The 26,962-nt window shown below is 62.8% G+C and carries 23 protein-coding genes, 4 tRNA genes and 1 pseudogene; 17 read left to right on the top strand and 11 right to left on the bottom strand.

The genetic code is table 11. The features are described from left to right. Window positions 1-39 precede the first annotated feature (39 nt). Window positions 40-1,386 (bottom strand): class II 3-deoxy-7-phosphoheptulonate synthase, encoded by a 1,347-nt coding sequence (locus tag LDJ84_RS19685; protein WP_024764544.1) that lies wholly within the window; start codon window positions 1,384-1,386, stop codon window positions 40-42. 410 nt (window positions 1,387-1,796) lie between these two features. On the opposite strand from LDJ84_RS19685, the gene LDJ84_RS19680 reads away from it, so the two are divergent. After that, entirely contained in the window at window positions 1,797-2,558 is a 762-nt protein-coding gene (locus LDJ84_RS19680; protein ID WP_037007103.1) for a spermidine synthase, read from the top strand. A 19-nt stretch (window positions 2,559-2,577) separates the two neighbouring features. On the opposite strand, the gene LDJ84_RS19675 is transcribed toward LDJ84_RS19680, so the two are convergent. From LDJ84_RS19675 to LDJ84_RS19665, 3 genes are all read right to left on the bottom strand, one after another. Next, complete coding sequence (locus tag LDJ84_RS19675) at window positions 2,578-4,245, bottom strand: ShlB/FhaC/HecB family hemolysin secretion/activation protein (RefSeq protein WP_226045308.1); 1,668 nt, start codon at window positions 4,243-4,245, stop codon at window positions 2,578-2,580. Window positions 4,246-4,332: 87 nt separating this feature from the next. Further along, on the bottom strand, window positions 4,333-5,868 hold the full coding sequence (locus LDJ84_RS19670; RefSeq protein WP_263987021.1) for a collagen-like triple helix repeat-containing protein: 1,536 nt from the start codon (window positions 5,866-5,868) through the stop codon (window positions 4,333-4,335). A gap of 257 nt (window positions 5,869-6,125) precedes the next feature. Next, complete coding sequence (locus LDJ84_RS19665; RefSeq protein WP_084357342.1) at window positions 6,126-6,917, bottom strand: crotonase/enoyl-CoA hydratase family protein; 792 nt, start codon at window positions 6,915-6,917, stop codon at window positions 6,126-6,128. 303 nt (window positions 6,918-7,220) lie between these two features. Between LDJ84_RS19665 and LDJ84_RS19660 the strand changes: the two are divergent. After that, a pseudogene (locus LDJ84_RS19660) lies at window positions 7,221-8,956 on the top strand (DEAD/DEAH box helicase). A gap of 163 nt (window positions 8,957-9,119) precedes the next feature. Here the strand turns inward: LDJ84_RS19660 and LDJ84_RS19655 are convergent. Further along, on the bottom strand, window positions 9,120-9,890 hold the full coding sequence (locus LDJ84_RS19655; protein WP_054909675.1) for a DODA-type extradiol aromatic ring-opening family dioxygenase: 771 nt from the start codon (window positions 9,888-9,890) through the stop codon (window positions 9,120-9,122). A gap of 274 nt (window positions 9,891-10,164) precedes the next feature. Between LDJ84_RS19655 and LDJ84_RS19650 the strand changes: the two genes are divergently transcribed. Beyond that, window positions 10,165-10,335 carry a hypothetical protein gene (locus LDJ84_RS19650; protein WP_157837676.1) on the top strand — a complete coding sequence of 57 codons (171 nt, stop codon included), beginning with the start codon at window positions 10,165-10,167 and terminating at the stop codon, window positions 10,333-10,335. A gap of 11 nt (window positions 10,336-10,346) precedes the next feature. Next, complete coding sequence (locus LDJ84_RS19645) at window positions 10,347-11,003, top strand: thiopurine S-methyltransferase (RefSeq protein WP_037014225.1); 657 nt, start codon at window positions 10,347-10,349, stop codon at window positions 11,001-11,003. 56 nt (window positions 11,004-11,059) lie between these two features. On the opposite strand, the gene htpX is transcribed toward LDJ84_RS19645, so the two are convergent. From htpX to LDJ84_RS19630, 3 genes are all read right to left on the bottom strand, one after another. After that, window positions 11,060-11,935 carry a protease HtpX gene (gene htpX, locus LDJ84_RS19640; RefSeq protein ID WP_024766954.1) on the bottom strand — a complete coding sequence of 292 codons (876 nt, stop codon included), beginning with the start codon at window positions 11,933-11,935 and terminating at the stop codon, window positions 11,060-11,062. A gap of 170 nt (window positions 11,936-12,105) precedes the next feature. Further along, entirely contained in the window at window positions 12,106-12,546 is a 441-nt protein-coding gene (locus tag LDJ84_RS19635; protein WP_226045307.1) for a hypothetical protein, read from the bottom strand. An 18-nt stretch (window positions 12,547-12,564) separates the two neighbouring features. After that, complete coding sequence (locus LDJ84_RS19630; RefSeq protein ID WP_226045306.1) at window positions 12,565-13,776, bottom strand: pyridoxal phosphate-dependent aminotransferase; 1,212 nt, start codon at window positions 13,774-13,776, stop codon at window positions 12,565-12,567. 291 nt (window positions 13,777-14,067) lie between these two features. Here LDJ84_RS19630 and msrB point away from each other — a divergent pair, with 291 nt between their 5' ends. From msrB to LDJ84_RS19605, 5 genes are all read left to right on the top strand, one after another. Next, window positions 14,068-14,463 carry a peptide-methionine (R)-S-oxide reductase MsrB gene (gene msrB / locus LDJ84_RS19625; RefSeq protein WP_024766956.1) on the top strand — a complete coding sequence of 132 codons (396 nt, stop codon included), beginning with the start codon at window positions 14,068-14,070 and terminating at the stop codon, window positions 14,461-14,463. Window positions 14,464-14,930: 467 nt separating this feature from the next. Then, window positions 14,931-16,316, top strand: a complete 1,386-nt coding sequence (locus tag LDJ84_RS19620; RefSeq protein ID WP_082032843.1) for a M10 family metallopeptidase — start codon at window positions 14,931-14,933, stop codon at window positions 16,314-16,316. Between the two features lie 429 nt (window positions 16,317-16,745). Beyond that, complete coding sequence (locus tag LDJ84_RS19615; protein WP_226045305.1) at window positions 16,746-17,684, top strand: tetratricopeptide repeat protein; 939 nt, start codon at window positions 16,746-16,748, stop codon at window positions 17,682-17,684. A 79-nt stretch (window positions 17,685-17,763) separates the two neighbouring features. After that, entirely contained in the window at window positions 17,764-18,246 is a 483-nt protein-coding gene (locus LDJ84_RS19610; RefSeq protein ID WP_084357340.1) for a glutathione peroxidase, read from the top strand. Beyond that, the gene (locus tag LDJ84_RS19605; protein WP_037014219.1) at window positions 18,246-18,716 is read left to right on the top strand and encodes a MarR family winged helix-turn-helix transcriptional regulator; all 471 of its coding nucleotides are present in this window, start codon (window positions 18,246-18,248) and stop codon (window positions 18,714-18,716) included. Before LDJ84_RS19610 ends, LDJ84_RS19605 begins: the two co-directional genes overlap by 1 nt. 1 nt (window position 18,717) lies before the next feature. Here the strand turns inward: LDJ84_RS19605 and LDJ84_RS19600 are convergent, their stop codons facing one another. Further along, window positions 18,718-21,084 carry an ATP-binding protein gene (locus tag LDJ84_RS19600; RefSeq protein WP_413247430.1) on the bottom strand — a complete coding sequence of 789 codons (2,367 nt, stop codon included), beginning with the start codon at window positions 21,082-21,084 and terminating at the stop codon, window positions 18,718-18,720. Between the two features lie 93 nt (window positions 21,085-21,177). Between LDJ84_RS19600 and LDJ84_RS19595 the strand changes: the two genes are divergently transcribed. Together LDJ84_RS19595 and LDJ84_RS19590 are read left to right on the top strand one after the other, a co-directional pair. Further along, window positions 21,178-22,074 carry an ATP-binding protein gene (locus LDJ84_RS19595; protein WP_226045303.1) on the top strand — a complete coding sequence of 299 codons (897 nt, stop codon included), beginning with the start codon at window positions 21,178-21,180 and terminating at the stop codon, window positions 22,072-22,074. Further along, window positions 22,071-22,553: a GAF domain-containing protein gene (locus tag LDJ84_RS19590; protein ID WP_024766961.1), complete on the top strand. Its 483-nt coding sequence runs from the start codon at window positions 22,071-22,073 to the stop codon at window positions 22,551-22,553. The genes LDJ84_RS19595 and LDJ84_RS19590 overlap by 4 nt, the downstream gene beginning before the upstream one ends. Window positions 22,554-22,609: 56 nt before the next feature. Here LDJ84_RS19590 and LDJ84_RS19585 read toward each other — a convergent pair whose 3' ends face one another. Together LDJ84_RS19585 and LDJ84_RS19580 are read right to left on the bottom strand one after the other, a co-directional pair. Continuing rightward, entirely contained in the window at window positions 22,610-23,272 is a 663-nt protein-coding gene (locus LDJ84_RS19585) for a glutathione S-transferase family protein (protein WP_226045302.1), read from the bottom strand. Between the two features lie 48 nt (window positions 23,273-23,320). Continuing rightward, entirely contained in the window at window positions 23,321-24,091 is a 771-nt protein-coding gene (locus LDJ84_RS19580; protein ID WP_024766963.1) for a hypothetical protein, read from the bottom strand. 215 nt (window positions 24,092-24,306) lie between these two features. Between LDJ84_RS19580 and LDJ84_RS19575 the strand changes: the two genes are divergently transcribed. The 6 genes from LDJ84_RS19575 to LDJ84_RS19550 all read left to right on the top strand — a co-directional run bounded on the left by LDJ84_RS19575 (window position 24,307) and on the right by LDJ84_RS19550 (window position 26,916). Beyond that, window positions 24,307-24,382, top strand: a tRNA-Glu gene (locus tag LDJ84_RS19575). Window positions 24,383-24,384: 2 nt separating this feature from the next. Further along, window positions 24,385-24,460: transfer RNA gene (locus LDJ84_RS19570), tRNA-Gly, on the top strand. A gap of 85 nt (window positions 24,461-24,545) precedes the next feature. Next, window positions 24,546-24,621: transfer RNA gene (locus LDJ84_RS19565), tRNA-Gly, on the top strand. A 73-nt stretch (window positions 24,622-24,694) separates the two neighbouring features. Beyond that, a tRNA-Gly gene (locus tag LDJ84_RS19560) sits at window positions 24,695-24,770 on the top strand. A gap of 366 nt (window positions 24,771-25,136) precedes the next feature. Continuing rightward, on the top strand, window positions 25,137-25,820 hold the full coding sequence (locus LDJ84_RS19555; protein WP_051445604.1) for an HAD-IB family phosphatase: 684 nt from the start codon (window positions 25,137-25,139) through the stop codon (window positions 25,818-25,820). Between the two features lie 55 nt (window positions 25,821-25,875). After that, the gene (locus tag LDJ84_RS19550; protein ID WP_226045301.1) at window positions 25,876-26,916 is read left to right on the top strand and encodes a TerC/Alx family metal homeostasis membrane protein; all 1,041 of its coding nucleotides are present in this window, start codon (window positions 25,876-25,878) and stop codon (window positions 26,914-26,916) included. Window positions 26,917-26,962: the final 46 nt, after the last annotated feature.

The following is a 26,962-nucleotide window of genomic DNA, read 5'->3' as shown; positions in this document are numbered from 1 at the left end:
GGAAGAGCTCTCAGGTGTTTGCTGAGACGCATGTCCGGTTCAGCGACGGACCTGCTTCAGGGTTTCGGCGATGAGGAAGGCCAGCTCCAGCGACTGGTCCGCGTTCAGGCGCGGGTCGCAGTGGGTGTGGTAGCGATCGCTCAGGCCGGCCTCGGTGATCGGCCGCGCACCACCGATGCACTCGGTGACGTTCTGCCCGGTCATCTCGATATGGATGCCGCCGGCGTAGCTGCCCTCGGCCCGGTGTACTTCGAAGAATTGCCGGACCTCGGCGAGGATGCGCGCAAAGTCGCGGGTCTTGTAGCCGCTGGAGGCCTTGATGGTGTTGCCGTGCATGGGGTCGGAGCTCCACAGCACCTGCTTGCCCTCGCGCTGCACGGTCTGGATCAGGCGCGGCAGGCCGTCGCCGACCTTGTCGGCACCCATGCGCACGATGAGGTTGAGGCGGCCGGGCTCGTTGTCCGGGTTGAGGATGTCGATCAGGCGGATCAGCTCCTCGCTATCCATGCTCGGGCCGACCTTCACGCCGATGGGGTTGCCGACGCCGCGGAGCATTTCGACATGGGCGCCGTCGAGCTGGCGGGTGCGGTCGCCGATCCACAGCATGTGCGCGGAGCAGTCGTACCAGCCGCCGGTGAGGCTGTCGCGGCGGATGAAGGCTTCCTCGTAGTTCAGCAGCAGTGCTTCATGGGCGGTGAAGAAGCTGGTCTCGCGCAGTTGCGGCGCGGTATCCAGGCCGCAGGCGCGCATGAAGGCAAGGGTTTCGTCGATGCGGTCGGCCAGTTGCTGGTAGCGCTCGGACAGCGCCGAGTTGGCGATGAAATCGAGGTTCCACTGGTGCACCTGGTGCAGGTCGGCAAAGCCACCATTGGCGAAGGCGCGCAGCAGGTTCAGCGAGGCCGTGGACTGATGGTAGGCCTGCAGCAGCCGGTCCGGGTCCGGCACGCGGCTTTTCTCATCGAAGCCGATGCCGTTGACGATATCGCCGCGGTAAGCCGGCAAGGTCACGCCGCCGATGGTTTCATCGCCGGAGGAGCGCGGTTTGGCGAACTGGCCGGCCATGCGGCCGACCTTCACCACCGGGCAGCCGGCAGCGAAAGTCATCACCACCGCCATCTGCAGCAGCACCTTGAAGGTGTCGCGGATCTTCGCCGCGGAGAACTCGGCGAAGCTCTCGGCACAGTCGCCGCCCTGCAGCAGGAAGGCGCGACCAGCAGTGACCTCGGCGAACTGTCGGCGCAGCTCGCGGGCCTCGCCGGCGAACACCAGCGGCGGGAAGCTGGCGAGGGTGCGCTCGACCTCGCTCACGCGGTTCGCGTCGGGGTAGGCGGGCTGTTGCTGGATCGGTTTGCTTCTCCAGCTATCGGGGCTCCAGGGCAGGCTCATTGGCGGGTCTTCGCGGCTATGGACGGTATCCGCCCATGGTATCAGCTCGGCATATGGCTCGCGCGAGGTCGCCGTGGCGGTTTGCGCTGGAAAAGAAGGGACATCCTTGTCCTGGGGAACACTGGTGGGCGATCAGCCGCCCGCGCAGCGCACAGGTGTGCGCTGACGCAGGAATACCGACGAAAGACAGTGACGGTTGGCGGATTCGCGAAGGGCGCTACGCTGGCGCATGCTCGGTTGTGCCTCTTGGGCTGTTATTCTTGCGGCTTTGCCGACCTGGCGGTCGCGGGTGGCCGTCTTGATTCGAAGGATTATTGCGTGCGCGAGCCCCTGTATTTCAATGGCAATCCGTGCCGTTCGCCGTATCCGGCGAGCCGCATTGCCATGGCAGTTTCCTCCCGGAGCCGGTGATGAGCGAGGAACAGTTGAGCGAAGAGTTGCTGATCGTCGAGGAGCGCGATGACTTCGGCGTGATCCGTGTCGTGGAGAGCGGTGCCTTCCGCTACCTGGAGTTCGGCGACGAGGTCGAGCAGAGCTGCGTGCTGACGGGTGATCCGAGCTGGCTGGAGTACGACTACTCGCGCGCCATGCTGGTCGGTGCGCTGTGCCATCCGCGCCCGCGCCGCGCGCTGTTCCTCGGTTTTGGTGCCGGCAGCCTGACCCAGGCCTGCCTGAAGTACCTGCCGCTGGACGAAGTGGAAGCCATCGAGCTGCGTCCCTCCATTCCGCGCCTGGCCCGCGAGCACCTCGGCCTGGCGGACGATGAGCGCCTGAACCTGCGCATCGGCGATGCCGTGCAGGAGCTGGCCGGGTGCGAGCCGGCCGACCTGATCTTCCTCGATCTCTATACCGATACCGGACCTGCGCCGGCGCACATCGGCTGGGACTTTCTCGGCGCCTGTCGCGAACGCCTGCGGCCGGGGGGCTGGCTGGTGATCAACCAGTGGAGCACCGACGACGGCCGACCCCTGGGTGCCGCGCTGCTGCGCGGTCGCTTCAATCGGCATTACTGGGAATGCCCGGTGCCCGAAGGCAACGTGATCGTCTTCGTCCCCGCCGAACTGGATCAGGAGCTGAACCTGCGCGGCCTGAAGAAGCGTGTCGGCCAGCTTGAACCGAAGCTGGGCTATTCGCTGCGCCCCTACATCGAGTCACTGCGCCCGGCGCAGTGACTCTCTGCATGGATAGCCATCAGGGAATCTGATAGCTGAAGGCGAAGTTCAGCCGCGGGCTGCGCTCGTTGTTGTCCAGGGCCCGATCGCCGAAGGGCTTGGCCACTTCCATCGACACCAGGTAGTGCTTGCGGTCGGAGAAGCGCACGCCCAGCGCCGCGGAGCCGAGCTTGCCTTCGTTCAGACCGTCCTGGTTATAGCGGGTGCGCGCAGTGTCGACGACGAAGTAGGGCTGGATCTGGTTGAGCACCACACTCTGCCGCAGGAAGGAATAGTTCACCTCATAGGCGGCGCCCCAGCCCTTGTCGCCGGTGGCCTGATCGTCGGGGTAGCCGCGGCCGAAGTTTCCGCCGCCGTAGGTGACCTGCTCGGAATCCGGCAGCACGTCGTCGCTCCATTGGAAGGCGGCGGTCACCACGCCCTGCCAGTTGGAGCCGAACTGGTCTTGCTGGGCGCCGTAGCCGAGCAGGCGGGTGAAATTCTTCTTGATCGGATCCGGCGTCTCCGCGCCCATGCCGTTGAGGCCCTGGTAAACCGCCACGCTGCCGGCCCGCACGCGCTTCTCGGCGAATTGCTGGACCACGGTTTCGATCCCTACCACGCGAAGCTTGCTCTTCTGCTCGATACGGAAGGGGATGGCCGGGTAGACCAGGTCGTAACGGCTGGTGTCGTTCACCGTATAGCCGCGCAGGTTGAGGTCCCAGGTCAGGTCGCGGCGCAGCACCAGCGGAATCCCCAGTCCGGCGCTGACCCGCTCGTTCTGCCGCTTGCGCTCGAACTCCAGGCCGCTGGCCAGACGCAGGTTCTCTCCGGGGCGCGAGTTGTACTTGCTGTAGCCGGCGAGCAGTTGCAGGCCGTTGTCACCCAGGAGCTGGCTGTAGTTCCAGGCGCGGTAGTACTCGTGGTCGTCGCCCGGCGGGTAGAGGTAGCTGAACTGCAGTTGCTCGCCCCAGCCGAGCATCGACATCACCTCGGCGTTGAACAGCCCGCGCTGCTCGCCACGGCGCGAGTCTAGGTTCATGCCGGTGTCGAAGCGCTTCTGCTTGCCCGCCAGCTCCAACACGGCGCCACCGTCGCTGGTGGTGGGCGGGTTGAGCGCCATGGCCATCTGCATGCCGGGCACCCGGCTCATCAGCACGCTGAAGCGTTCGAAGCTTTCGCGGGTCAGGGGTTTTTCCGCTTTCAGCTTCTCGATCCAGCGGTCCACGCGCATCTGGTGCACGCCCAGGTCGCCCGCAGCGCGAACCTGGCTGATGTGGCCCTCGACCAGTACGATCCGCGCGACGCCGCTGGCAAAGTCCTGGTTGGGCACGTAGGCGAACGAGATGAAGTAGCCGTCATCCTGGTAGCGCTGGGTGATGGCCTTGGCCGCCGCCACCAGCTCGCTGACCTGGATGGTGCGCTTGGTCAGTGGTCCCAGCAGCGGCTTCCAGGTCTCGACGGGGTAGTGCTTGCCGCCGGCCAGTTCGATGCGCTTGATGCGGATGCGCTGCTGGAGCACCTGTCCGGGCTGGGTTGCCGACGGTTCCGGAGCTGTGACCTTGGGGGCCTTGGGGCGAATATCGCCGCCAGGGAGGTTGGGGCGGGGAAGGGTCTGTTCGATATCGGAGCCGGGAAGCTGTATCGGGCGCTCGGCCCAGGCGAAGGGTGCAGCCAACAACAGGGGAAGGACAGCGAGTCTGCGCATCTGGCTCCTCCATGAGACCGATCTTCTTATTAAAAGACCAGGAGCCGTGGGTGGCTCCTGGTTACTACAGTATGGGCGTAAATCGGATTATTGCTTGGGCGTACCGATCGCCAATCCACCGCCCAGTCCGCCGGTCACACCACCCAGCGCGCCACCCACGGCGCCCAGCGTATTGCCCAGCAGGCCTCCCTGGCCGCTGGTGCCGCCAGTCGTACCGGCGCCAGCGCCGACTGCCACGCCTGAACCCTGGGCATTGCTGCCGATGCCCACGCCAGCGCCGGCGACCAGGCCGCCACCACCGGTGAGGCCGCTGGTCAGGCCACCGACGGTTCCGGCCACGCCGTTGACCAGGCCCCCGACCGGATTGCTGCCGCCAGAGGCGCCACCGAGGGAGCCGGTGATGCCGCCGACCGCGCCAGTCACACCGCCGACCAGGCCACCCACCGGATTACTGCCACCGGTAACGCCGCCGAGGGAGCCGGTGATGCCGCCCACTGCACCGGTCACACCGCTGACCAGGCCGCCCACCGGATTGCTGCCACCGGTAGCTCCACCCAGGGAGCCGGTGACACCCCCGAGCAGACCGCCGCCCGGGTTGCTACCGTTGACCAGGCCGCCGGCGGCACTGACTGCCTGACCCGCATTGCTGACGATTCCGCCGACCGGTGCCAGCGCCGGATTCTGGCTGGCGACCTGGTTGCCTGTCTGGGTCACAACACCGCCGACGGTGGTCAACAGGTTGTTCACCGGCGTTCCCAGTCCGGTGGCGGCGCCGACGCCGCGGGTAGTTTCTTCGACTTTGCCGACCAGGCCGGCGGTGGTACCGCTGAGCTGGGTGGTCAACTGGCTCAGCGGGCCGGTGGTGACCGCGCCGCTGAGCGAGTCGCCGAGCATGGTGATCTTGCCGCCGACACCATCCACCAGGCCGCCCACCTGGCCGGTCAGGCCGTTGAGCGGGGTGTTTGCCAGCACCGGTGCATCACCGATGGCCGCCACGGTGTCACCCAGGCTGCTCACGGCGCCGCCGGTATGGCTCACCAGGCCGGTTACGCCAGCCACGGTAGTGCCTACTGCGTTGGGGTTGTTGCCCAATTGGCCGAGGCCGTTGGTCACGCCGGTGCCGACACTGTCCACGCCTGCGCCGACTTGCTGGACCAGGCTGCCGGCATTCTGCGTGACGCCATTGCCCAGCACCGGCAGGTCAACCGTTTTCACCACGCCGCCCACGGTGCTGACGGTGTCGCCGACATTGGAGACCGCTTGGCCAGTGTTAGTCAGGATATTTCCGGTGGTGCTGGCCGGCGGAGTGGTGGTGCCGCCGCCATCGGTCCCGCCGCCATCCGTGCCGCCACCGCCAGTTCCTCCGGTCCCACCGGTCCCACCGGTACCGCCAGTTCCTCCGGTGCCGTCGGTGCCACCAGTGCCACCAGTGCCACCAGTGCCGTCGGTACCGCCTGTGCCGCCAGAGCCACCGGAGCCATCGCCGCCGGAGCCGCTGTCGGCGGGTTGCTCGGAACTGCTGCCGGAAGAGTGGTGGCTGCTGCCGCCCTTGCTGCTGCAACCTTGCAGGGAGAGGGCAACGACGAGAAGGGAAAGCGCGAAAACACGGATCGGGCCTGACATGAGAAGTTCCTCCATGAGAACGTCAGTCAGCGGGCTGCCCGGTCGGTATCCGGCGCGTCGCTGAGCTGCTCTGGAGTCAGTTCTAGAGGTTTGTTTTCAGGCGCGAAATTGGAACTTGTATATAGTCGTTTTGTGACTTTTAACTATCTGATTTTAAAGAGAAAACTAAAGGATTAAGACCGCCCGTCAGGGGTTTTTAATACCTTGGATATAGCGCTTTTCGCACGATGGTTCCGTTTTGCTTTTTCCGCGAGCGTTCATTTGCCCAGAAATCGACCGTCGCGGCGCTCCAGCATGGCATTCAAACCCTCTTTCGCGTCCTCGGTGGAGAGCAGTTCGCTGGCCATGGCCGGCAGCAGTCTTGCAGCTGCCTCCTCGCCCTCGTCGAGGCTTCTCCGGGCCGATGCCAGGGTTGCGCGGATGCCCAGCGGTGCCTGGGCGGCAACGCGCTGGGCCAGCCAGAGGGCGCGGGGCAGCAGCTCTTCCGGCGCGGTGACCTCCTGCACGAGGCCTATGCGATAGGCCTCGTGCGCATCGAAGGGGTCGCCGGTCAGCAGCCAGCGCATCGCATTGCCCCAGCCGGCCACCTGGTGCATGCGCAAAGTGGCCCCGCCGAAGGGAAAAATGCCGCGCTGTACTTCGAGTTGGGCGAAGCGCGCGTTGCTGGCGCAGAGATTGATGTCGGCGGCGAGCATCAATTCGATGCCCAGGGTGAAGCAATAGCCCTGCGCTGCGACCAGCAAAGGCTTGGTCAGGCGCCGCCCACCGAAGGTGCCCCAGGGGTCGGCGGAGCCTTCGGGCATGCTCCAGCCGGTGCGGAAGGTCTCGCCGATGCTGGCCAGGTCCAGACCGGCGGTGAAATGGTCGCCGTGGGCGAAAACCAGTGCGCAGCGCAGCTCGTCGTCGCGCTCGTACTCGCCAAAGGCCAGCACCAGTTGGGTGAGCATTTCCAGGTCGAAGGCGTTGCGCTTCCCGACCCGGTTCAGGCCCAGCAACAGGACGTGGTCATGGCGTTCGACAGTGATGCGCGGTTCGCTGCTGGCGGTCATGGGTGGGCTCCGGTCGGGTGGCTTGCACGGTATAGCTGGCAGGGGCGGGGTTGTCTATGGGACGACCGTTCGCCGGCCCTGTTCCGAAAAGAAACACATCGGTCAGGATTTTCCGGTATGATACGCGCCGGCCAAACGCTGGCCTCGTTTCGGATCCCGCATTTTTCCGCAGCTTTCACGCTCGGGCTGTGCGTCCGCTGTGCGGACTTCCTTGACGCATTCTTCCAATCTTCATTTCGCAAATCCCCGCTTCCAGCTGCCTGGGTGACTTCATCGTCGTACAGGGCATGCGCAGCTCGGCTATTGGGTCTTTGCGGATGTACTTAGAGGCAAAACCCATGACCCAGGAAACCGCCGGCTTCGCCGCGCTCGGTCTTCACCCCAATGTTCTCGCTGCCATTGCCGCTGTCGGTTATGAAGAGCCGTCGCCGATCCAGGCCCAGTCGATCCCGGTGATCCTCGAAGGCCACGACATGATCGGCCAGGCCCAGACCGGTACCGGCAAGACTGCCGCGTTCGCGCTGCCGTTGCTTTCGCAGATCGAACCCAGCCGCCGTGTCCCGCAGGTGCTGGTGCTGGTTCCGACCCGCGAACTGGCCCTGCAGGTTGCCACCGCTTTCGAGACCTACTCCAAGCAGATGCCGGGCGTCGGCGTCATTGCCGTCTACGGTGGTGCCCCCATGGGCCCGCAGCTCAAGGCTCTGCGCCAGGGCGCCCAGGTCGTGGTCGCCACCCCGGGCCGCCTGTGCGACCACCTGCGCCGCGACGAAAATCTGCTGTCCACCGTCAAGAGCCTGGTGCTCGACGAAGCGGACGAAATGCTCAAGCTCGGCTTCATGGATGACCTCGAAGTGATCTTCGAAGCCATGCCGTCCAGCCGTCAGAGCGTGCTGTTCTCCGCGACCCTGCCGGCTTCGATCCGCAGCATCGCCGAACGCCACCTGAAAGAACCCAAGCACGTCCGCATCGCCGCCAAGACCCAGACCGTCGCCCGCATCGAGCAGGTGCACCTGATGGTCCACGCCGACCAGAAGCCGGCGTCGATCCTGCGCCTGCTGGAAGTCGAACAGTTCGACGCCCTGATCGGCTTCGTCCGCACCAAGCAGGCCACCCTGGATATCGCCGAGCTGCTCGAGCGCCAGGGCTACCGTGCCGCCGCGCTGAACGGCGATATGCCGCAGGCGCAGCGTGAGCGCGTGATCGAGTCCCTCAAGGATGGCTCGCTGGACATCGTCATCGCCACCGACGTTGCTGCTCGCGGCCTGGACGTGGCGCGCATCACCCACGTACTGAACGTGGACATGCCCTACGATCCGGAATCCTACGTACACCGCATCGGCCGTACCGGCCGTGCCGGCCGCGAAGGCCGTGCCCTGCTGCTGGTGACCCCGCGTGAGCGCCGCATGCTGCAGGTGATCGAGCGTGTGACCGGGCAGAAGGTCGGCGAAGTTCGCCTGCCGGACGCCGAGACCGTGCTGGAAGCCCGCCTGAATCGCCTGGCCACCGGCCTGCAACCGCTGCTGGCCAACGCTGTGGCCAACCGTGGCGCCGTGCGCGACGAGCTGTGCCGCCGCCTGGGTACCGACATGGACACCCTGGCCGCCGTGCTGCTGGCCAAGCTCACCGAAGGCAAGGCGCTGGACCTGGAATCGGTCCGCCGTGAACAGCCGCTGACCCCGGCCGCTCCGCGCGAGCGCAGCGGTGACCGTTACGAGCGCAGCGAACGTGGCGATCGCCCCGAGCGCGGCGACCGTCCGGAGCGCAGCGGCGAGCGTCGCACCATGGCTCCGCCGTCGGAAGGCAAGGCCCGCTGCCGTACCGCCCTGGGCGCCCGTGATGGCGTGCAGGCGAAGAACCTGCTGGGCGCCATCCTCAACGAGGGTGGCCTGTCCCGCGAGGCCATCGGTCGCATCCAGATCCGCGAGACCTTCAGCCTGATCGAGCTGCCGGAAGAGAACCTCGAGCGTCTGCTGACCAAGCTCAAGGACACCCGCGTCGCCGGCAAGGCCCTGCGCCTGCGTCGTTATCGCGAAGACTGATTCGTCAGTCTCCCGCGCATGAAAAAGCCCCGCCTTGGTGGGGCTTTTTCATTTTCGGCACCGGCCGGTGCATACCCTGTAGGAGCGAGCTTGCTCGCGAACCGCCCAACTCCGACGCTGTAGCGAGAAGTTCACGAGCGAGCTCGCTCCTGCAAAAGAGCAGTCAGTCGAAGCGGTAGATATCCATCCCCAGCGCGCCAAGCGTGAAGCCGGCGTGCTCCACCGTCATCGCCGAACCGCCGGCGCCGCGGGCGAAGTACAGCGGCAGCAGGTGCTCGTCGCGTGGGTGGTTGCGTACCGCGTAGGGAGCCTGTCGGCGATAGTCGAACAAGGCGGCTTCGTCGTCGGCTTCCAGCCGCGCCACCATCCAGTCGCGGAACGCCTTGGCCCAGGGGGTGATCACCTCGGGGCCTGCGTGCCAGTCCAGTTCGCCCAGGTTGTGGGTGATGCTGCCTGAGCCGATCAGCAGGATGCCTTCATCGCGCAGTTTGCGCAGGGCAGCGCCGACCCGGTGCTGCATGGGGGCGCCGAGGCGGCTGGGCAGGGACAACTGCACGACGGGGATATCGGCTTCCGGGTACATCAGGCTCAGCGGCACCCAGGCGCCGTGGTCCAGCGGGCGTTCGGGGTCGAGGGTGGCAGGCAGGCCGGCCTCGGCCAGCAGTTCTGCGACTCGCTGCGCCAGCTCCGGCGAGCCGGCGGCCGGGTACTGCACGGCGTAGAGCTCGGGCGGAAAGCCGTAGAAGTCGTGCCAGGTGTCCGGCATGGGCGACGCGGTGATGCGCAGGTCGGGCGTTTCCCAATGGGCGGAAACCACCAGGATGGCCTTGGGGCGCGGCAATTCGCGGGCCAGACGTTTCAGGGGGGCGTCGCTGGCGCCGGGATCCAGAGCCAGCATGGGGGAGCCGTGGGAGATGAAGAGGGCAGGGAGCATGACGAACCTCGCTACTTGAATACCTCTATGTTCACGCGCTCAAAGATCGAAATCCAGTATAGGTTTTTGACTTTAATGATCGTAAGAATCGATGTTTGACGCGATATCTCCCGCAGCCTGCTTCGCTGCAAAAGTGCCAACTGGGTTGCAGAGTGGCGGAGCCAGCCGCCATAAGACGCTTTGAGGGGATGTCAGTCGGACTATGCGTTAGAGTTTGCGGAAATTTCCGAAACAGATGGCGAATTCAGCTATGCAGCAAGGCGAACAAGTCCTGATGCTCGAGATCGGCGACTGCCTCCGTCTGGAGGACGGCACCGAAATCTGCGTGCAGCGGGTCCGCGGTGATCAGGTGCGGCTGAAGATTCTCGAGGCCGGAGAAAGTCAGCGCGAGCGGCGCGGCGCCTGGTGGCGCTGGCTGTTGCCCCGCGCTTTGCGCAGTGTTTGAGCAGGTGATCTATGCAGCATGAGTTCTGGCAGTCGCGCTGGGCGCGCAATGAAATCGGTTTCCATCAGCAGTCGGTGAATCCCGGACTGCAGCGCAACTGGCCGGGCCTGGGGTTGCCCGAGGAGTCGCAGGTGCTGGTGCCGCTGTGCGGCAAGAGCCTGGACATGCTCTGGCTGGCCCAGTGGGGATATCGCGTGCTGGGAGTCGAACTGGCCGAGCGCGCTGCCGTCGACTTCTTCACCGAGCTGGGTGTCACTCCGCAGGTCACCGAGGATGGCGCGCTGCGCCGCTACAGCTTCGAGCGCCTGGAGATTCTCCAGGGCGATTTCTTCGATGTCACCGCTGAACAGGTGGCGGGGTGCAGCGCACTGTACGACCGCGCAGCGCTGATCGCCTTGCCGCCGGACCTGCGCGCCGACTATGCGGCTCATCTTCAGCGCATCCTGCCGCCTCGATCGCGCGGGCTGCTGGTGACCCTGGAATACCCTCAGGCCGAGATGGATGGCCCGCCGTTCGCCGTGCTGGCGCCGGAAGTGCACGAGCTCTTCGCCGAGGACTGGGAGGTGACGGAGGTGGAGCGCCTCGATGTGCTGGCGGAGAACCCGAAGTTTCTCAAGCGTGGCGTCGGTCATCTGGACGAAGTGGTGTTTGCGCTGCGCCGGGGCTGAATCGCAGGTATGAAAAAGGGCGACCCGAGGGTCGCCCTTTTTTGTCGCGTCGAAGCTTAGCGGCCGGCGGCGCGCAGGGCTTCGATACGGTCTTCCAGCGGCGGGTGGCTCATGAACAGGCCGGCGAGACCATGCTTGAGGTTGCCGTTGATACCGAAGGCCTGCAGCGAGTCGGGCATCTGCACCGGCACACCCTGTTCGGCGCGCAGGCGTTGCAGGGCGGCGATCATCGCACCGGTGCTGGCCAGGCGGGCGCCGGCTTCGTCGGCGCGGTATTCGCGTTTGCGCGAGAACCACATGACGATGATGCTGGCGAGGATACCCAGGACCAGTTCGGCGAAGATGGTCGCGACGAAGTAGCCGATGCCCGGGCCGTCTTCGTTCTTCAGGATCGCCTTGTCGACGAAGTTGCCGAAGATGCGCGCGAAGAACATCACGAAGGTGTTCACCACGCCCTGGATCAGCGCCAGGGTGACCATGTCGCCGTTGGCCACGTGGCCGATCTCGTGGGCGAGTACGGCTTTCACTTCCTCAGGCGAGAAGCGCTCCAGCAGGCCCTGGCTGACCGCGACCAGCGCGTCGTTGCGGTTCCAGCCGGTGGCGAAGGCGTTGGCCTCGTAGGCGGGGAAGATACCCACTTCCGGCATCTTGATGCCGGCTTCGCGGGACAGCTCTTCCACGGTCTGCAGCAGCCACTGTTCATGACGGGTGCGCGGCTGGCTGATGATCTCGGTGCCGGTGCTCATCTTCGCCATCCACTTGGAGATGAACAGCGAAACCAGGGAGCCGGCGAAGCCGAAGACGGCACAGAAAATCAGAAGGCTACCGTAATTCTGGCCGGTGAATCGGTCCACGCCGAGCAATTTCAGGGTGATGCTGGCGATCACCAGAACTGCCAGGTTGGTGGCCAGGAACAACAGGATGCGCATCATGGCGTAAAGCTTCTCCTCACGGTGACGGGGCGAAAGCCGCCTTGGAATGCGGCTTTCCGGATCTCCGGGCGCAACGCGCTCGGGATCGCTGAATAGTATGCGGGGTATATACGGATGGCCCCCAGGTGATTCAACTCGGGGACTATTTCAACTTGTGTCGTCCGCCTGTACTACGAGCGCCCCAGGTCGCTCTCGAAGAGTAGACGGGTCAGCCGGGCGATGCGTTCCCCGTGCTGGCTGGCCAGTGCATCGCGCAGCTGGTTGGCCAGCGTGGCCTGGTCGCGGCGCACGCTGGGCGGCAGTTCCTGGTCGTCGCGCACGGCATGGGGGACGAGGCGGGTCAGGCGCAGGAAGGCTTTTTCGCTGAGCACCGCCTGGTCCAATGCTTCGTAACGAATGGTTGCCTCGAAGCGCAGGTAGCCTTCTTCGGCCAACCACAGCAGCGCGCCCAGACAGCTCTGGTGGCGGGTGCTGGGCAGGCCGAATTCGTCGGGCTCTTCCCGGCCGATCAGGTCCTCGACGTAGAGGGCGATCTTGCGCGGGAAGGCCTGGTAGAGCGTCAGCAGGCCGCCGGCTGCGTCCTTGTAGAAGTCGTCGATCTGCAGATCCATCAGTTCACTGGCGATGATTTATTGGCGATAGCTTTTCAGGAAGTTGCCGATACGTCCGATGGCCTGTTCCAGGTCATCGAGTCGAGGCAGGGTAACGACCCTGAAGTGATCCGGCCAGGGCCAGTTGAAGGCGGTGCCCTGAACAATGAGCAACTTCTCGGAAAGCAGCAGGTCGAGGACGAACTTCTCGTCGTTGTGGATCGGGCAGACCTTCTGGTCGATGCGCGGGAACGCGTAGAGCGCGCCCATGGGCTTCACGCAACTGACGCCGGGAATGTCGTTGAGCAGTTCCCAGGCGCGGTTGCGCTGCTCCAGCAGGCGGCCGCCCGGCAGCACCAGGTCGTTGATGCTCTGGTAGCCGCCCAGCGCTGTCTGGATGGCGTGCTGGCTCGGCACGTTGGCGCACAGGCGCATGTTGGCGAGGATATCCAGGCCCTCGATATAGCTCTGTGCCTTGTGCTTGGGGCCTGAAATGGCGATCCAGCCGGAGCGGAAACCCGCCACGCGGTAGGACTTGGACAGGCCGTTGAAGGTCAGGCAGAGGACGTCCGGCGCCAGCGACGCGGTGGAGATGTGCTGGGCCTCGTCGTAGAGGATCTTGTCGTAGATCTCGTCGGAGAAGATCACCAGGTTGTGCTGGCGCGCCAGCTCGACGATGTCCAGCAGCACTTCCTTCGAGTAGACCGCGCCGGTGGGGTTGTTCGGGTTGATCAGCACCAGGGCCTTGGTATTGCTGGTGATCTTCGCCTTCATGTCGGCGACGTCGGGGAACCAGCCGGCCTGCTCGTCGCACAGGTAATGCACCGGCTTGCCGCCGGAGAGGGCGACCGAGGCGGTCCACAGCGGATAGTCGGGCGCCGGAATCAGCACCTCGTCACCGTTGTTGAGCAGCGCCTGCAGGGCCATGACGATCAGCTCGGATACGCCGTTGCCCAGGTAGATGTCCTCGATGCCGACACCTTCCACCTGCTTCTGCTGGTAGTACTGCATTACTGCCTTGCGCGCGCTGAACAGGCCCTTGGAGTCGCTGTAGCCCTGGGCGGTGGGCAGGTTGCGGATGACGTCCTGGAGGATTTCGTCCGGCGCCTCGAAACCGAACGGCGCCGGGTTGCCGATGTTCAGCTTGAGGATGCGATGGCCTTCCTCTTCCAGGCGTTTGGCGTGCTTGAGCACGGGCCCGCGAATGTCGTAGCAGACGTTGGCGAGCTTGTTCGATTTGGTGACCTGCATGATCTGGGATTCCGAAATAGTCCGCGGCCGGCGACTTGGCAGGCTGTAACGCGGGTGACAGACTGGCGTCAAATGATGGGTTCGGAAGTGCTTTTCCCTGGTGTCGACCCTGAAAATCGACAGGAAAACAGTGAATTTCTCGAAAAAGTAGAGTTTTTAAGGCTTTTCTATCGCGAGAATGTCTCTGTGCGGCAGATTCTGAACCTGACGTTAACCACGCGCATCATACGTGCGGCCCGATTCCCGGAAAAGGAGGCATCGGGCATTTTTTCCATTAATGGAGGCAGATCGATGGAAAAGCTGGAAAAGCCCCTGGATTCCTGGCGTGACGAACTCACCGACGAGCAGTTCCATGTCTGCCGTCTGGGCGGCACCGAGCGCGCCTTCACCGGCGAATACCACGACACCAAGACACCCGGCATCTACCACTGCGTGTGCTGTGGTACCGCGCTGTTCGATTCCGACGCCAAGTACGACTCCGGCAGCGGCTGGCCGAGCTATTTCCAGCCGGTCAATGGCGAGGTGGTCAAGGAGTTGGAAGACTTCAGCCATGGCATGCACCGCATCGAAGTACGCTGCGGCAAGTGCGATTCGCACCTGGGCCACGTCTTCCCCGACGGCCCGCGGCCGACTGGGTTGCGTTACTGCATCAATTCGGCGTCGTTGAAGTTGGTGCCCAAGGCGTGACTCCAGAGCCCGCCACTGAGGCGGGTCTTTCTCGGGGCAGTGAATAGTGATGTCTGCAGATTTCAGATCAACGCCGCTCTCTGCTGTTTTTGTCTTACACGTTGCACTGGGTAATATCGACGCAGCACTTCTGCTGTAGTTCGTAATTTCTGATGGCCATTTTTATGGCTCGGCGGTTGCAGGAGCGAAGTGCGGCGGCTGAGTTGGATAGATATTTAGCGTGTTGTTGGCGTTGCTGTGGGAATTATTTCTTCCTGTTCCGATATTTCTTTCAGGAATTTCCTGGTCTGAAATTTTTCGGATGGATTTGTGCGTGGGACTCTTACGATTGTGGAGTGTTAATCTGTAGGGAATCTTTAGATTTGTAACTTTGTATTTCTGATGATGTTTGCATGGTTGTTTTTCTGTTGAATCAGTGTCTAAAAATCTATTCCCTGTCTGTACTTTTGACTTGAGGTGGTATTTTTATGACTTCAGCATCGCAGATTTCGAAAACTGGGATTTCCTACATAGATTCTCTGCTATGTGGGCGGAGGTGGGACGGGAGTGTTCTGGCCTACAGCTTCCCAACTCAAGCAAGCTACTACGGCGCTTCGTATACTGGCACTAGCTCTGAGACTCAATATTGGGCTGGTGGATTTTCAGCGACCGAACAGAGTGCAGTCAGAGAAATTTTCAGATCTATATCAACATTTACCAATCTAAGTTTCGTTGAGGTTCAAGAAACAGCTACCACACATGCTGATCTCAGATTCGGCCATTCGAATTCACCTAACGCGTCTGCATCCGCTTGGGCATACTATCCGGGTAACCTATCTTCCAGTGGCGATGTCTGGCTATGGGCAAGTTACTCTGATTATTCGCCGGGTAGCTCCGGTAATCAGACGCTTATGCATGAGATTGGACATGTGCTTGGGTTGAAACATCCATTTATCTCCTACAATGGATTTCCAGCGGCGACCTCAGATGCTGAACGATATTACCCCTTTACCGTGATGGACTATTTTGGGGTCGGAAATCTTCCTGGAACAGGAACTCCTAATTTTTCTCCCGAGGTTTATTCGCGCGGCGATATCGCTGCGTTGCAGGAGATGTATGGGGCGAATTTCGATACGCATTCGGGGAATACGGATTATATTGTTACTCCGGGTGGTGAGTTTTGGTACATGGAACGTACCCCAGAAGGAACACTGACATCGGGAACTCTGAAGGTGGCTAGTGATCCAGTATTCTACACAACCCTCTGGGATGGTGGTGGAGGAGATGGTTATAACTTTAATCAGCTAGCACAGGATCAGTGGGTGGATCTTCGTCCGGGAAAAGGATCTGTAATCCTGCATGATCAGCAATTGCAGCAAAACTCAACTACGATGATTGCTAATATTTATAATGCATTTCAATACCATGAAGATCCGCGGTCTTTGATTGAAACGGTGCTTTGTGGGTCTGGCAATGATGTCATTGTCGGGAACTCTGCTAGTAATCTAATTGTGGGTGGGGGTGGTTATGATGTCTGTGTGATCGACTCTGTTTTTTCGGCGAATAAAATAAAGTTTGGAGTTCCTGCTTCTTCTGGATACTTTAGTAGTGAGTTGAATGGTTCTGAGTTCTCATATGCTGGGCAAGGTATTAATACTTATCATGCTCTTGTTGCCATCAGTGGGCCGGAGGGGAGTGATGAAATTAAGGAGGTTGAGGAGATTTTATTTAGAGATAAACGGCTTTTTGTGGAGTGTACAGAAACATACTTTAATGTAAGGGTTGAGGATTATTCGCTGAGTAATGAGTTTAAAGGTGATTGGTGGGCGCACACCGTTAAAACTACTGATGAGCTCATGTATTACTTGGTTTGATCCATGGTGGGGAGTTGCTGCGCCGAACTCCCCCATCCAGTTGCCGGGCTTGGCTTGAGTTCTTTGGTGAGCCAAGAATATGAATGTAATCTTTTTGGTTGGGGGAGCTCCGGTCGATTTGGGCTTTCCCGAGTTTAGATGGGTGTGCAGATGAGCCGTAAGAAAACCGCTTCTATCAGTCGATTACTATCGGAGAGTCAAAGGATTTTGATCGTTATCATGCAAAGGGAGATTTCGAGTCTGCACTATTGGTTTTGAAAAAGGCGGAGCGGTTTCCGATGCCATCGAGTTAAAGGTGAACCGGTTCTGTGTCTGCTGCGGCTTGGGCGACTGGAAGAAGCACTACGTCTAAGTCAGAAACTCCCCGGTGAGCGACTTGGCAGTAACTATGCCGATCTTGTGGCGGAGTTGCATGGCCGACTGGGACAGTTGGAAGAGGCTCAACGCCTGGGTGGCAAGGCATTGCATATCAAGGCGCAATCCGTTGCCTCGAATAAGGCTTACCCTATTCCTGAGTGCAGTCCGCCAAGTTTTTCCGGTTATGACCCCTCGCGCAATATCATTGCTTTCAGCCTGTTTGGCGATAAGGCTCGTTATTGTGAGACGGCTATCATGAACTGCGATGCGGTTGCACGTTTGCTGCCAGGTTGGAAGTGTCGCTTCTATTGCGATGAAACGGTTCCGCGGGAGGTGCGTGACCGTCTAGTGGCCAAAGGTGGAGAAGTGGCGATGGTGGGGGCGGCGCATAAGAATGTGCCCCCGCTGATGTGGCGTTTTTTGGTGGCGGACGATTCGCAAGTGACTCGATTCCTGGTTCGCGATGCTGATTCCCTGATTGGGGAGCGAGAAAAGGCTTTGGTCGAGGCCTGGCTTGTTTCGGGGAAATGGTTCCACCTGATCAGAGATTGGTTTACCCATTCTGAATTGATTCTTGCGGGACTATGGGGCGGATGCCGGGGGGCATTACCAGGGATGCAGTCCCTTATTGCTGAGTTCGTTGCGTCTGGAAATTACAGTTCAACACATATGGACCAGCATTTCCTCAGGCAGAAGGTGTGGCCCACGCTGTGCCAAAGCGTGCTTGCTCACGATAGTCAGTTCGACCTTGCAGGCGTGGTCAGGTTCGAGCCTGCGAAGGGCTCAATGGAACATATCGGTGCGAACCTGAGCGCCGTCCAGATCGGTGCGCCGGAGGCCGCTCCGGATGGATCGAGAATCAGGTGGACGCTCCTCGACGATGCGGGTAAGTCCGTCTGTTCCTATGTGGCTACCGTGAAGAACGCGCAATGGCGCGACCATTTACCCTCCCTGTATGCCGATAACATCAAGCACCATGGGTGGACGGTCCGCACCGAGTTGTTGGGATGAGAGATCGCAATATTAAATTGTGCGCAATTTAATTGCTCGCTACTCTATGGTTTCCCACTCTCCCCCGGAGCCATGTCCGATGAGCGATGCACTGCTGAACATTCCCGTGACTACCATCAAGGGCGAACAGAAGACCCTCGCCGATTTCGGCGGCAAGGCGTTGCTGGTGGTGAATACCGCCAGCCAGTGCGGCTTCACTCCGCAGTACAAGGGGCTGGAGAAGCTCTGGCGGCAGTACAAGGACAGGGGCCTGGTGGTACTCGGTTTCCCCTGCAACCAGTTCGGCAAGCAGGAGCCCGGTAACGAAGGGGAAATCACCCAGTTCTGCGAGTTGAATTTCGGCGTGAGCTTCCCGCTGTTCAAGAAGATCGACGTCAACGGCGCCGAGGCCCACCCGCTTTATGTGCAACTGAAGAAGCGCGCGCCGGGCCTGCTGGGCAGCCAGGGCATCAAGTGGAACTTCACCAAGTTCCTCATCGGCCAGGATGGCAAGGTGATCAAGCGCTTTGCCCCGACCACCAAGCCCGAGCAACTGTCCGCCGAGATCGAAGCGCTGCTGTGATGAAAGATGCTGTATCCCTGCCGGCCGAACTGCAGCTGGACAACCAGCTGTGCTTCCGCCTGTACGCCGTGTCCCGCGCGGTGATCCGTGGCTACCGGCCGATGCTAGAAGCGCTCGGCCTGACCTACCCGCAGTACCTGGCCATGCTGGTGCTCTGGGAGTGGCAGGCCGAGCCGCCGGAGCAGCCTTCGGTGAAGGCCCTGGGCGAGCGGTTGATGCTGGACTCCGGCACCCTTACGCCGCTGCTCAAGCGTCTGGAGCAATTGGGCCTGGTGCAGCGCCGTCGCGCGCAGCATGACGAGCGTGAGGTGCACCTGGGCCTGACGGCGGAGGGGGCGGCATTGCGCGAGAAGGTGCTGCCGCTGCGGGAGGAACTGCTGTGTCGCAGTGGTATCGACCTGAGCGTCACCGATGGCCTGCGCGAGCAGTTGGACGGCCTGCTGCGGCAATTGACCCAGCTGGACGCCTGAGTCAGCCGCGCGACCGGGGACCGGCCCAGCGTTCGAGGATGGCGGCCAGCTCGTCGCGGTGGAAAGGCTTGGCGAGGTAATCGTCCATGCCGGCGGCGCGACAGCGTTCGCGCTCGTCCGGCAGGGCATTGGCGGTTAGGGCGATCACCGGCAGGCTCGGCCAGCGGCCGCTCTCGCGGATCTCGCGGGTGGCTTGGTAGCCGTCCATCACCGGCATGTTGCAGTCCATCAGCACCAGGTCGAATTCGGCGCTGGCGAGCTGCTGCAACGCCTCCTCGCCATTGTTGGCGATGCCCACCTGGCACCCCAGTTTCTGCAACAGCCCGCGCGCGACCAGTTGGTTGACCGGGTTGTCCTCCACCAGCAGCACGCGGGCGGAGAATTGCTCCAGTGCCGCAGTGCCCGGCGCTTTTGCCGTGGGTAGAGGCTGGTGCTCGAAAGCCTGTTTCAGTGCCTGGTAGAGCACGGCGCGCGACAGCGGGCGCGCCAGCTGCCGCAAGGGCGCCAGGCGCTGGGCCATCTCGGGCTCGAGGAAGTTGCCATAGGCCGTCACCAGCAACACCGGCTTGGTGACGTTCTGGCGCAGGCCGATCAGGCAGTCCGGGCAATCCGAGAGCAGCGCGTCCAGCTCCACTCCGGCCAGGCTGGCGTCGATGTCCAGGCGCTGGTAGTCCACGCCCCATGCCGGCAGCCAGCTCTGCAGCAGCGCGGCCAGCCCGCTGCTGGCGGCGCACTGCACGATCAGCTTGCCGTTCAGTTGCGCCAGCGGTTGTGCGGGTTCCAGCGTCGTCAGGGGCAGGGTGACGGCGAACTCGCTGCCCAGGCCCGGTTCGGAGGTGACGCTCAGCTCGCCTTGCATGGCCTCACAGAGCTTGCGCGTCAGCGCCAGGCCCAGCCCGGTGCCGCCATACTGGCGGGCGATGCCGGCGTCGGCCTGGGTGAAGGGCTGGAAGATCTTCTGCAGGGCCTCGGGCGCCACGCCGATGCCGGTGTCGCGGACGCTGATGCGCACGCCATGGTCCAGAGGATCGACGCGGACATCCACACGGCCGAAGCGGGTGAACTTGAGGGCATTGGACAGCAGGTTGCTGATCACCTGGCGCACCCGGGTCGGGTCGCCGGAAAGCTGGGCCGGCAGCTGCGGGCTGATCAGACAGGTGAGTTCCACGGCGGGACCGGCGTTCTGCGACAGCAGGCTGGCGGTGTCTTCCACGAGGGTACCGAGGTCGAATGGGATCTGCTCCAGCTCCAGTTGGCCGGCCTCGAACTTGGAGAGGTCGAGTACGTCGTTGAGCAGGTCCACCAGCACCTTGCCCGAATCATGGGCGATGGACAGCTGCTGGCGCTGCTCGGCGGTGAGCGGGCCGTCCAGCGCCAGGCCGAGCATGCCCAGCAGGCCGTTGAGCGGCGTGCGGATCTCGTGGCTCATGTTGGCCAGGAAGCTGCCACGTGCCTGGGCCATGGCCAGGGCGTTCTGCCGGGCCTGCTCCAGTTCCTGGTTGGACAGGGTCAGGCGCGCGTTGGCTGCCTTCAATTCGGCGGTGCGCGCGGCGACGATGTTTTCCAGTTCTTCCAGATACTGGGTCAGGCGGTCCTCCGCCTCGCGGCGCTGTTCCATCTCCACCGAGATGCGGTTGAGCTGGCGATTGGTGACCTCCACCAGCACACCGATCTCGTCGCGCTCATGGCCTCGCGGGCAGGGCAGTCGCAGGCGGGAGGGCGAGCGCGGGTCGTGGCGGGACAGGGCTTCGATCAGGCTCACCAGGGGCTTGGTCAGCAGCGCGTAGAAGAGCACCAGCAGGATCAGTGAGAGCATCAGGCTGCGGATGAAGCCGGAAATGAAGGTCATCCCGGCGCGGCGCAGGAAGTCGTTGCCGAAGACGAAGGTGTCGATCTCCAGGCGCAGCACGCCGAGCGATTCTGCTGGGGCATGCTCGACGAACAGCGGTTCCTCGTAGGTGCGCTGCTGGCCGAAGAGGAAATCGCTCAGGCCTCGCAGGTGGCTTTCCGCCGGTGGTCGGTCGGCGCTGGCCAGGGGCACGCCGGCGTTATCGATGATCTCGGCGCGGATCACCGCAGGCGAGCGCAGCAGTCCCACGACCAGTTCCTGGGCCAGTTCGGCGTCGATGTTGTAGGCGATGCGGGCGGCGGGGTTGTGGCTGACGTCCAGCAGGGCGCGCACTTCGCGGTTGATGGAGGCGTCCTGGCTGGCATAATCGACGCCTACCTGGATGAGGCTCAGCAAGGTGCCCAGGATGAACGCCACCAGCACCGTCAGGCTGGCCTGCTTGAACGAGAGGCGATGAGTGAGCGCAATATCCATGGTTGCGGAGCGTCGCCTCGCAGAAGCTTTCCTGCGGCGTAGCATAGCCCATCGGAACCGTCTGTCGGGATAGCCCGAAGGCGAAGAAATTCCCGGTTCTCAACCCGTAGAGCCGCGTCGAAGAATATGGAGACCCGCGTGGATTCTCGTCTGAACGATTTTCTCGCCCGCGCCGAAGCGCTGATGGTGCGCCTGGAGCCTTTGCTGCCCGCCATCCGCGAAACGCTGGACTGGCAGCACAGCCTGGCGGCGCGCTGGCATCGCGACGGCCGCAGCGGTTACCTGCAACCGCTCAAGGTCAGCCTCGACCTGCGCCTGGACGACCTGCTGGGCGTCGACCGGCAGCGCGAGCAACTGGCGCGCAACACCCGGCAGTTCGTTGCGGGCCAACCGGCCAACCATGCGTTGCTGTGGGGCGCCCGAGGCACCGGCAAGTCCTCGCTGGTCCGCGCGCTGCTGGCGGAGCTGGCCGGCGAAGGACTGCGCCTGATCGAGATCGAGCGCGACCACCTCGCCGACCTGCCGCGCGTGGTCGAGCAGATCCAGGGGCTGCCGCAGCGCTTCGTGCTGTTCTGCGACGACCTCTCGTTCGACGCCGGCGAAGGCGATTTCCGCGTCCTCAAGAGCGTGCTCGACGGCTCGCTGGAGCAGGCGCCGGACAACGTGCTGCTCTACGCCACGTCCAACCGTCGCCATCTGGTCTCGGAGAAGCAGAGCGACAACGAGAACTGGAAGATGGTCGATGGCGAGTTGCACCCCAACGAAGCCGTCGAAGACAAGATCGCCCTGTCCGACCGTTTCGGCCTGTGGCTGTCCTTCTATCCCTTCACCCAGGAGCACTTCCTCAGCGTGGTGCGTCACTGGGTCGAGGTGCTCGCGCAGAAGTCCGGGCTCGCTGCCTGGACCTGGGACGAGGCGCTGGAGAAGGAAGCCATCCGCTGGGCGCTCGGGCGCGGCAACCGTAATGGCCGCTGTGCCTATCAATTCGCCCGCTACTGGGTGGGCAGACAATTGCTGGAAGGAGAGACCCCATGATCGATCTGCAACAGGCCGGTGCCGGCCTTGGCGGCTACGCGCTGCTGGCCGCCCAGGCGGAGTCGCTGTTTGCCGACGAGCGCGATTTCATCGCCAACGCCTCGCAGTTTTCCGCGTTCCTGTTCAACGAGTTGGCGGACCTGAACTGGGCCGGCTTCTACCTGAACCGCAATGAAGAGCTGGTGCTCGGCCCGTTCCAGGGCAAGGTCGCCTGCGTGCGCATTCCCTTCAGCAAGGGCGTGTGCGGCGCCGCGGCGCGCACCCGGGAAACCCAGCGTGTCGAAGATGTGCACGCATTCCCCGGCCACATCGCCTGTGACAGCGCCTCCAACAGCGAGCTGGTGGTGCCGCTGGTGAAGGACGGCCGCCTGATCGGCGTGCTGGATCTGGACAGCCCGAAGGTTGGCCGATTCAGTGAGGAGGACCAGGCAGGTATCGAACGCCTGGTGGAGATTTTCCTGCGCCTCTCCGACTGCTGATCCGCGCCCATGAAAAAGCCCCGCCTAGGCGGGGCTTTTTCGTTCATGCAGGAAGATCAGCGCTTGGCCATGATCTTGGCGATGATCTGCAGCTCACCCTGGACGATTTCGGCGAGGGCAGGGCGGGCCAGGGTGCGCTCGAAATGCGCTGCCAGCTTCGGCCAGCGTTGGGCGTCCAGTTCTTCCTCGCCGTGGCGCAGGTTTACCAGCTGGCAGGCGATGGCGATGTCGGCGAGGCTGAAACGGTCGTCGACGAACCATTGCTGCTGGCCCAGGCACTTCTCCAGGTAGTCGAAGTGTTCGGGGAGCTTCTCCTGCATGGCGCCTTTGACCGCCACTTCATCGCAGACCTTGCCCATCAGCGGCTTGAGCAGGCGGTTGCGGAACACGGTGAAGGTGGTCAGCGGCGCCAGCTCGTAGTCGGCGTACTTCTCCAGCCAGTTGATCTGTGCGCGGGACTCGGCGCCTGTGCCGCACAGCGGGTCGCGCTGCGGGTCACGGTCTTCCAGGTAATGGCAGATGACGCTGGAGTCGGCGAGGGTGAAGTCACCATCGCGGATCGCCGGTACGCGACGCAGCGGGTTGAGTTCGCGGTACCAGTCCGGCTGGTTGAACGGGTTGATGTTCTCCAGTTGGTAATCGAAGCCTTTCTCGGCCGCGAACAGGCGGACTTTGCGAACGAAGGGGGACAGCGGGGCGCCGAAGACGACGAGGCTCATGCAAGGCTCCTGGGGCGAAGGTGGCCGGGTTGGTGATTCGACGACGGATCAGTCGTAAAGGTTCTTCTTCTTCCAGATATCGTCTTCGTCCAGCGCCTTGAGGCCGTCGCCCAGTTCGCTCTGTTCATCCACGGCGGGCTGGGAGGTTTCCAGTACCAGAGCGTTGGCGTGGGCCAGCTGGGCTTCCATCTGCTTGAGCTGCGCCTGGTAGCGGCCGATCTCCGGTTGCTTCTGCAGGTACTGTGCGCCGCGCTCGAAGGCCAGGCGTGCCTGCCGCGGTTGGCCCTGCTGGAGCGCCTGCTGGCCGAGGTTGCCGAAGAACTCTATATGGAGGAGGGTGAGCAGGTGGCGGATTTCCTTCACCCATTTCTGCGCTTCCACCCGAGGCAGCATGTTGTCCTGGGCGCAGCGGGTAAGCTGGGCATGCAGCGCTTCGAAGAGGAAGCGCACGTCCTTGGCCTTGGCCTCGGTGAGGATCGGTTGTGGCGCATTCTTGACCGGAATGGACTCGCCCTTGGCCACCAGGCCGCGCAGCTCTTCAATTCGCTGCCTGAGCGCAGCGTTCTGCTTGTCGACGGCCAGCAGGCGTTCGCTGAGGCTCAGTTCGAAGCCGCTGAGCAGCAGCTTCAGTGCCGGCGACATGAATTGGCCGGGCAGGGATTCGGAAACATCGGCGCAGCGCCGGCAGCGGTCGGCCAGATCGGCCTTCAGGCGCGCCTGCTCCAGCTTGCGGTTTTCCACTAGATGGTTGATGTAGCCGATAGCGACCAGCAGGGCGATACCGACGAGAACCAGGACCGTAATGACGATTGGCGACACCGTGGAGTGCTCCGGATGTTTTCCGCGAGTGTAATGTCTTAGTGATACTGCTGATAGCGGCAGCTCGGTTTTTACCCAGAAGTCTTTGATTTAAAAATAATTTCTCTGAAGGGTTGACGACCCTTCAAAGCCTCCCTAGAATGCGCGCCACTTCGACGCGAAACGCAGAATTTGCCGCAGCGACGAAGTCGGAAAGATGTTAAGTTCCGGGCCGCGTCCCCTTCGTCTAGTGGCCTAGGACACCGCCCTTTCACGGCGGTAACAGGGGTTCGAGTCCCCTAGGGGACGCCATTGCGGGAATAGCTCAGTTGGTAGAGCACGACCTTGCCAAGGTCGGGGTCGCGAGTTCGAGTCTCGTTTCCCGCTCCAGATTCTCGATCATTGCCTCTGGCAGTGACCGAAAGATGAAATGGCGTTACCCTTCGGCGAAAGCTGAAGGTTGCAACAAGTTGATGCGGGAATAGCTCAGTTGGTAGAGCACGACCTTGCCAAGGTCGGGGTCGCGAGTTCGAGTCTCGTTTCCCGCTCCAAATCGGAACGCCGCCTCTCTAGGCGGCGTTTTCGTTAACCTGAGGCGCAAGCTGAAGGTTACTGCAAGTTGATGCGGGAATAGCTCAGTTGGTAGAGCACGACCTTGCCAAGGTCGGGGTCGCGAGTTCGAGTCTCGTTTCCCGCTCCAGAATCGAAACGCCGCCCTTCGGGGCGGCGTTTTCGTTTGTGCGATGAAAATCTTACCGCCGCCGCGCACCATCCTCTACGGGCTGAATTCCGGCTGCCATCCTTGGCCTCTCTTCTGCATTCATTGCTCCGCCGTGGGCTTGGGGCTTCCCCGCTATCTACCGGCAAATCCGCTCTGGCGCCTGTATTGAGGAAAATTCCGACGCAGCCCTGAGGGGATTCTCGTTTGTCGCCTCAGACAGGTACCCGAGAATGCCAGCGCTCGATCGTTGTGCGATGGAGCGGGGCTCGTTCGTGCCGCCTGTCGGCGGCGGGGATGGAGATTGTGGGGCGCTCAGGTGAGGTGGTCATGCGGATGTGGGAGTCAATGGATCGCCCCGAGTCTGGCCGCCATGGGCGTCAATCGAGCGCGGGCGGAGGCGGTGTCCTGTCGGTATTCGATTTCGACGGCACCTTGACCCGCCATGACAGCTTCCTGCCGTTCCTCTGGTTCGCCTTCGGTACGCTCGGATTCGTCCGACGCCTGCCCGCCATGCTGCTGCCGAGCCTGGCTTTCCTCTTGCGCCGGATCAGCCGCGATGAGCTAAAGGCGCGCCTCCTCGCGGTTTTTCTCGGAGGTATCGACGCGCAATGGCTTGCCGTCCGTGCGCAAGCCTACTGCCGGTTCGTCTGGGGCTACCTGCTGCGGCCGGAAGGGTTGCGCGGCGTGGCCGCAGAACTGGCGTCCGGGGCCGAAGTGACGCTTTGCTCGGCGTCCCCTGCGCTGGTGCTGCGACCTTTCGCCGAGCGCCTGGGCGTGGGGCTGATCGGCACCGAACTGGAGGTGATCGATGGCCGTATCACCGGCCGCATCGCCGGCGGCAATTGCCGCGCCGAGAACAAGGTGCTGCGCCTGCAGGCCAAGTACGGCCCCCTGACGGCTTACCGGCTGCGCGCCTGGGGCGACACCCAGGGCGACCATGCGCTGTTGCGCGCCGCACAGGACCCGCATTGGCGGGCCTTCCATCCGCGCTGGCGGCGAAAGATCGGCGCAGACCGGCCCGCCACCTGATCCGAAGGGTGGCCGGATCGATCCGGCCGACATTTCATTATCGAGAGTCGCAATCGTGGAACAGACACATATTGGTTTCCCCCCGTTGACCGTCGCGGTCTTTGTCGGGCTTGCCCTGGCGGCCCTTCTGCTGGACATGGTGAGCCACCGCGACAACAAGCCCATCTCCCTGGCGGGGGCGGCGGGCTGGTCAATCTTCTGGGTCGCCATTTCCCTGAGCTTCGCCGGGTTCCTTTACGTCCAGCATGGTTCCCAGGTGGCCAGTCTGTTCCTTACCGGCTATGCGCTGGAAAAGGTGCTGAGCGTCGACAATCTGTTCGTCTTCATCGCCATCTTCGCCTGGTTCAAGGTGCCGGATGGCCTGCGCCACCGCGTTCTGTACTGGGGAATCATCGGCGCCATCGTGTTCCGCGCCATCTTCGTGGCCATCGGTACGGGGCTGTTGGCGTTCGGTCCGTGGGTGGAGATCGTCTTTGCCGCGATCGTCGCCTGGACCGGCGTGATGATGCTCAGGGGTGGCGGCGACGATGACGGCGAGGAGGACTATTCCCGGCACCTGGCCTATCGCTTCGCCAGCAAGCTGTTCCCGGTCTGGCCGAAGCTGCTGGGCGGGCGTTTCTTCGTGGCGCGCAAGCAGCTCGAGGTGGAAGTGTGCAAGCCGGAGCACAAGGGCCTCAGCCTGGCCGCCAAGGGTGCGCTGTTTGCCACGCCACTGTTCCTCTGCCTGGTGGTGGTCGAGGTGTCGGACGTGCTGTTCGCCTTCGACTCGGTTCCGGCAGTGATCGCAGTGAGCCGCGAGCCGCTGATCGTCTACTCGGCCATGCTGTTCGCCATCCTCGGGCTGCGCACGCTGTATTTCGTGCTTGAAGCGCTCAAGCGCTACCTCGTGCACCTGGAGAAGTCGGTGGTGGTGCTGCTGTTCTTCATTGCCGCCAAGCTGGGCCTGAATGCCACGGATGCCCTGTTCCATCACGGCTACAGCATCGATGCCAACACCAGCCTGGTGGTCGTGCTGGCGGTCCTGGCGGTGGGGATTGTGGCGAGCCTGCTGTTTCCGCAGAAGGAGGAGGTCGAGGGGGAAGCTTCCGAACGCTGATCCTGCCCGGCATGAAAAAAGCCCGCGAATGCGGGCTTTTCTCGTT

The organism is Pseudomonas sp. HS-18, from assembly GCF_020401845.1.
Classification (GTDB): Bacteria; Pseudomonadota; Gammaproteobacteria; order Pseudomonadales; family Pseudomonadaceae; genus Pseudomonas; species Pseudomonas nitroreducens.
Note: the sequence above shows the minus strand (reverse complement) of the source record. Positions and strands in the feature narration are given on the sequence as shown.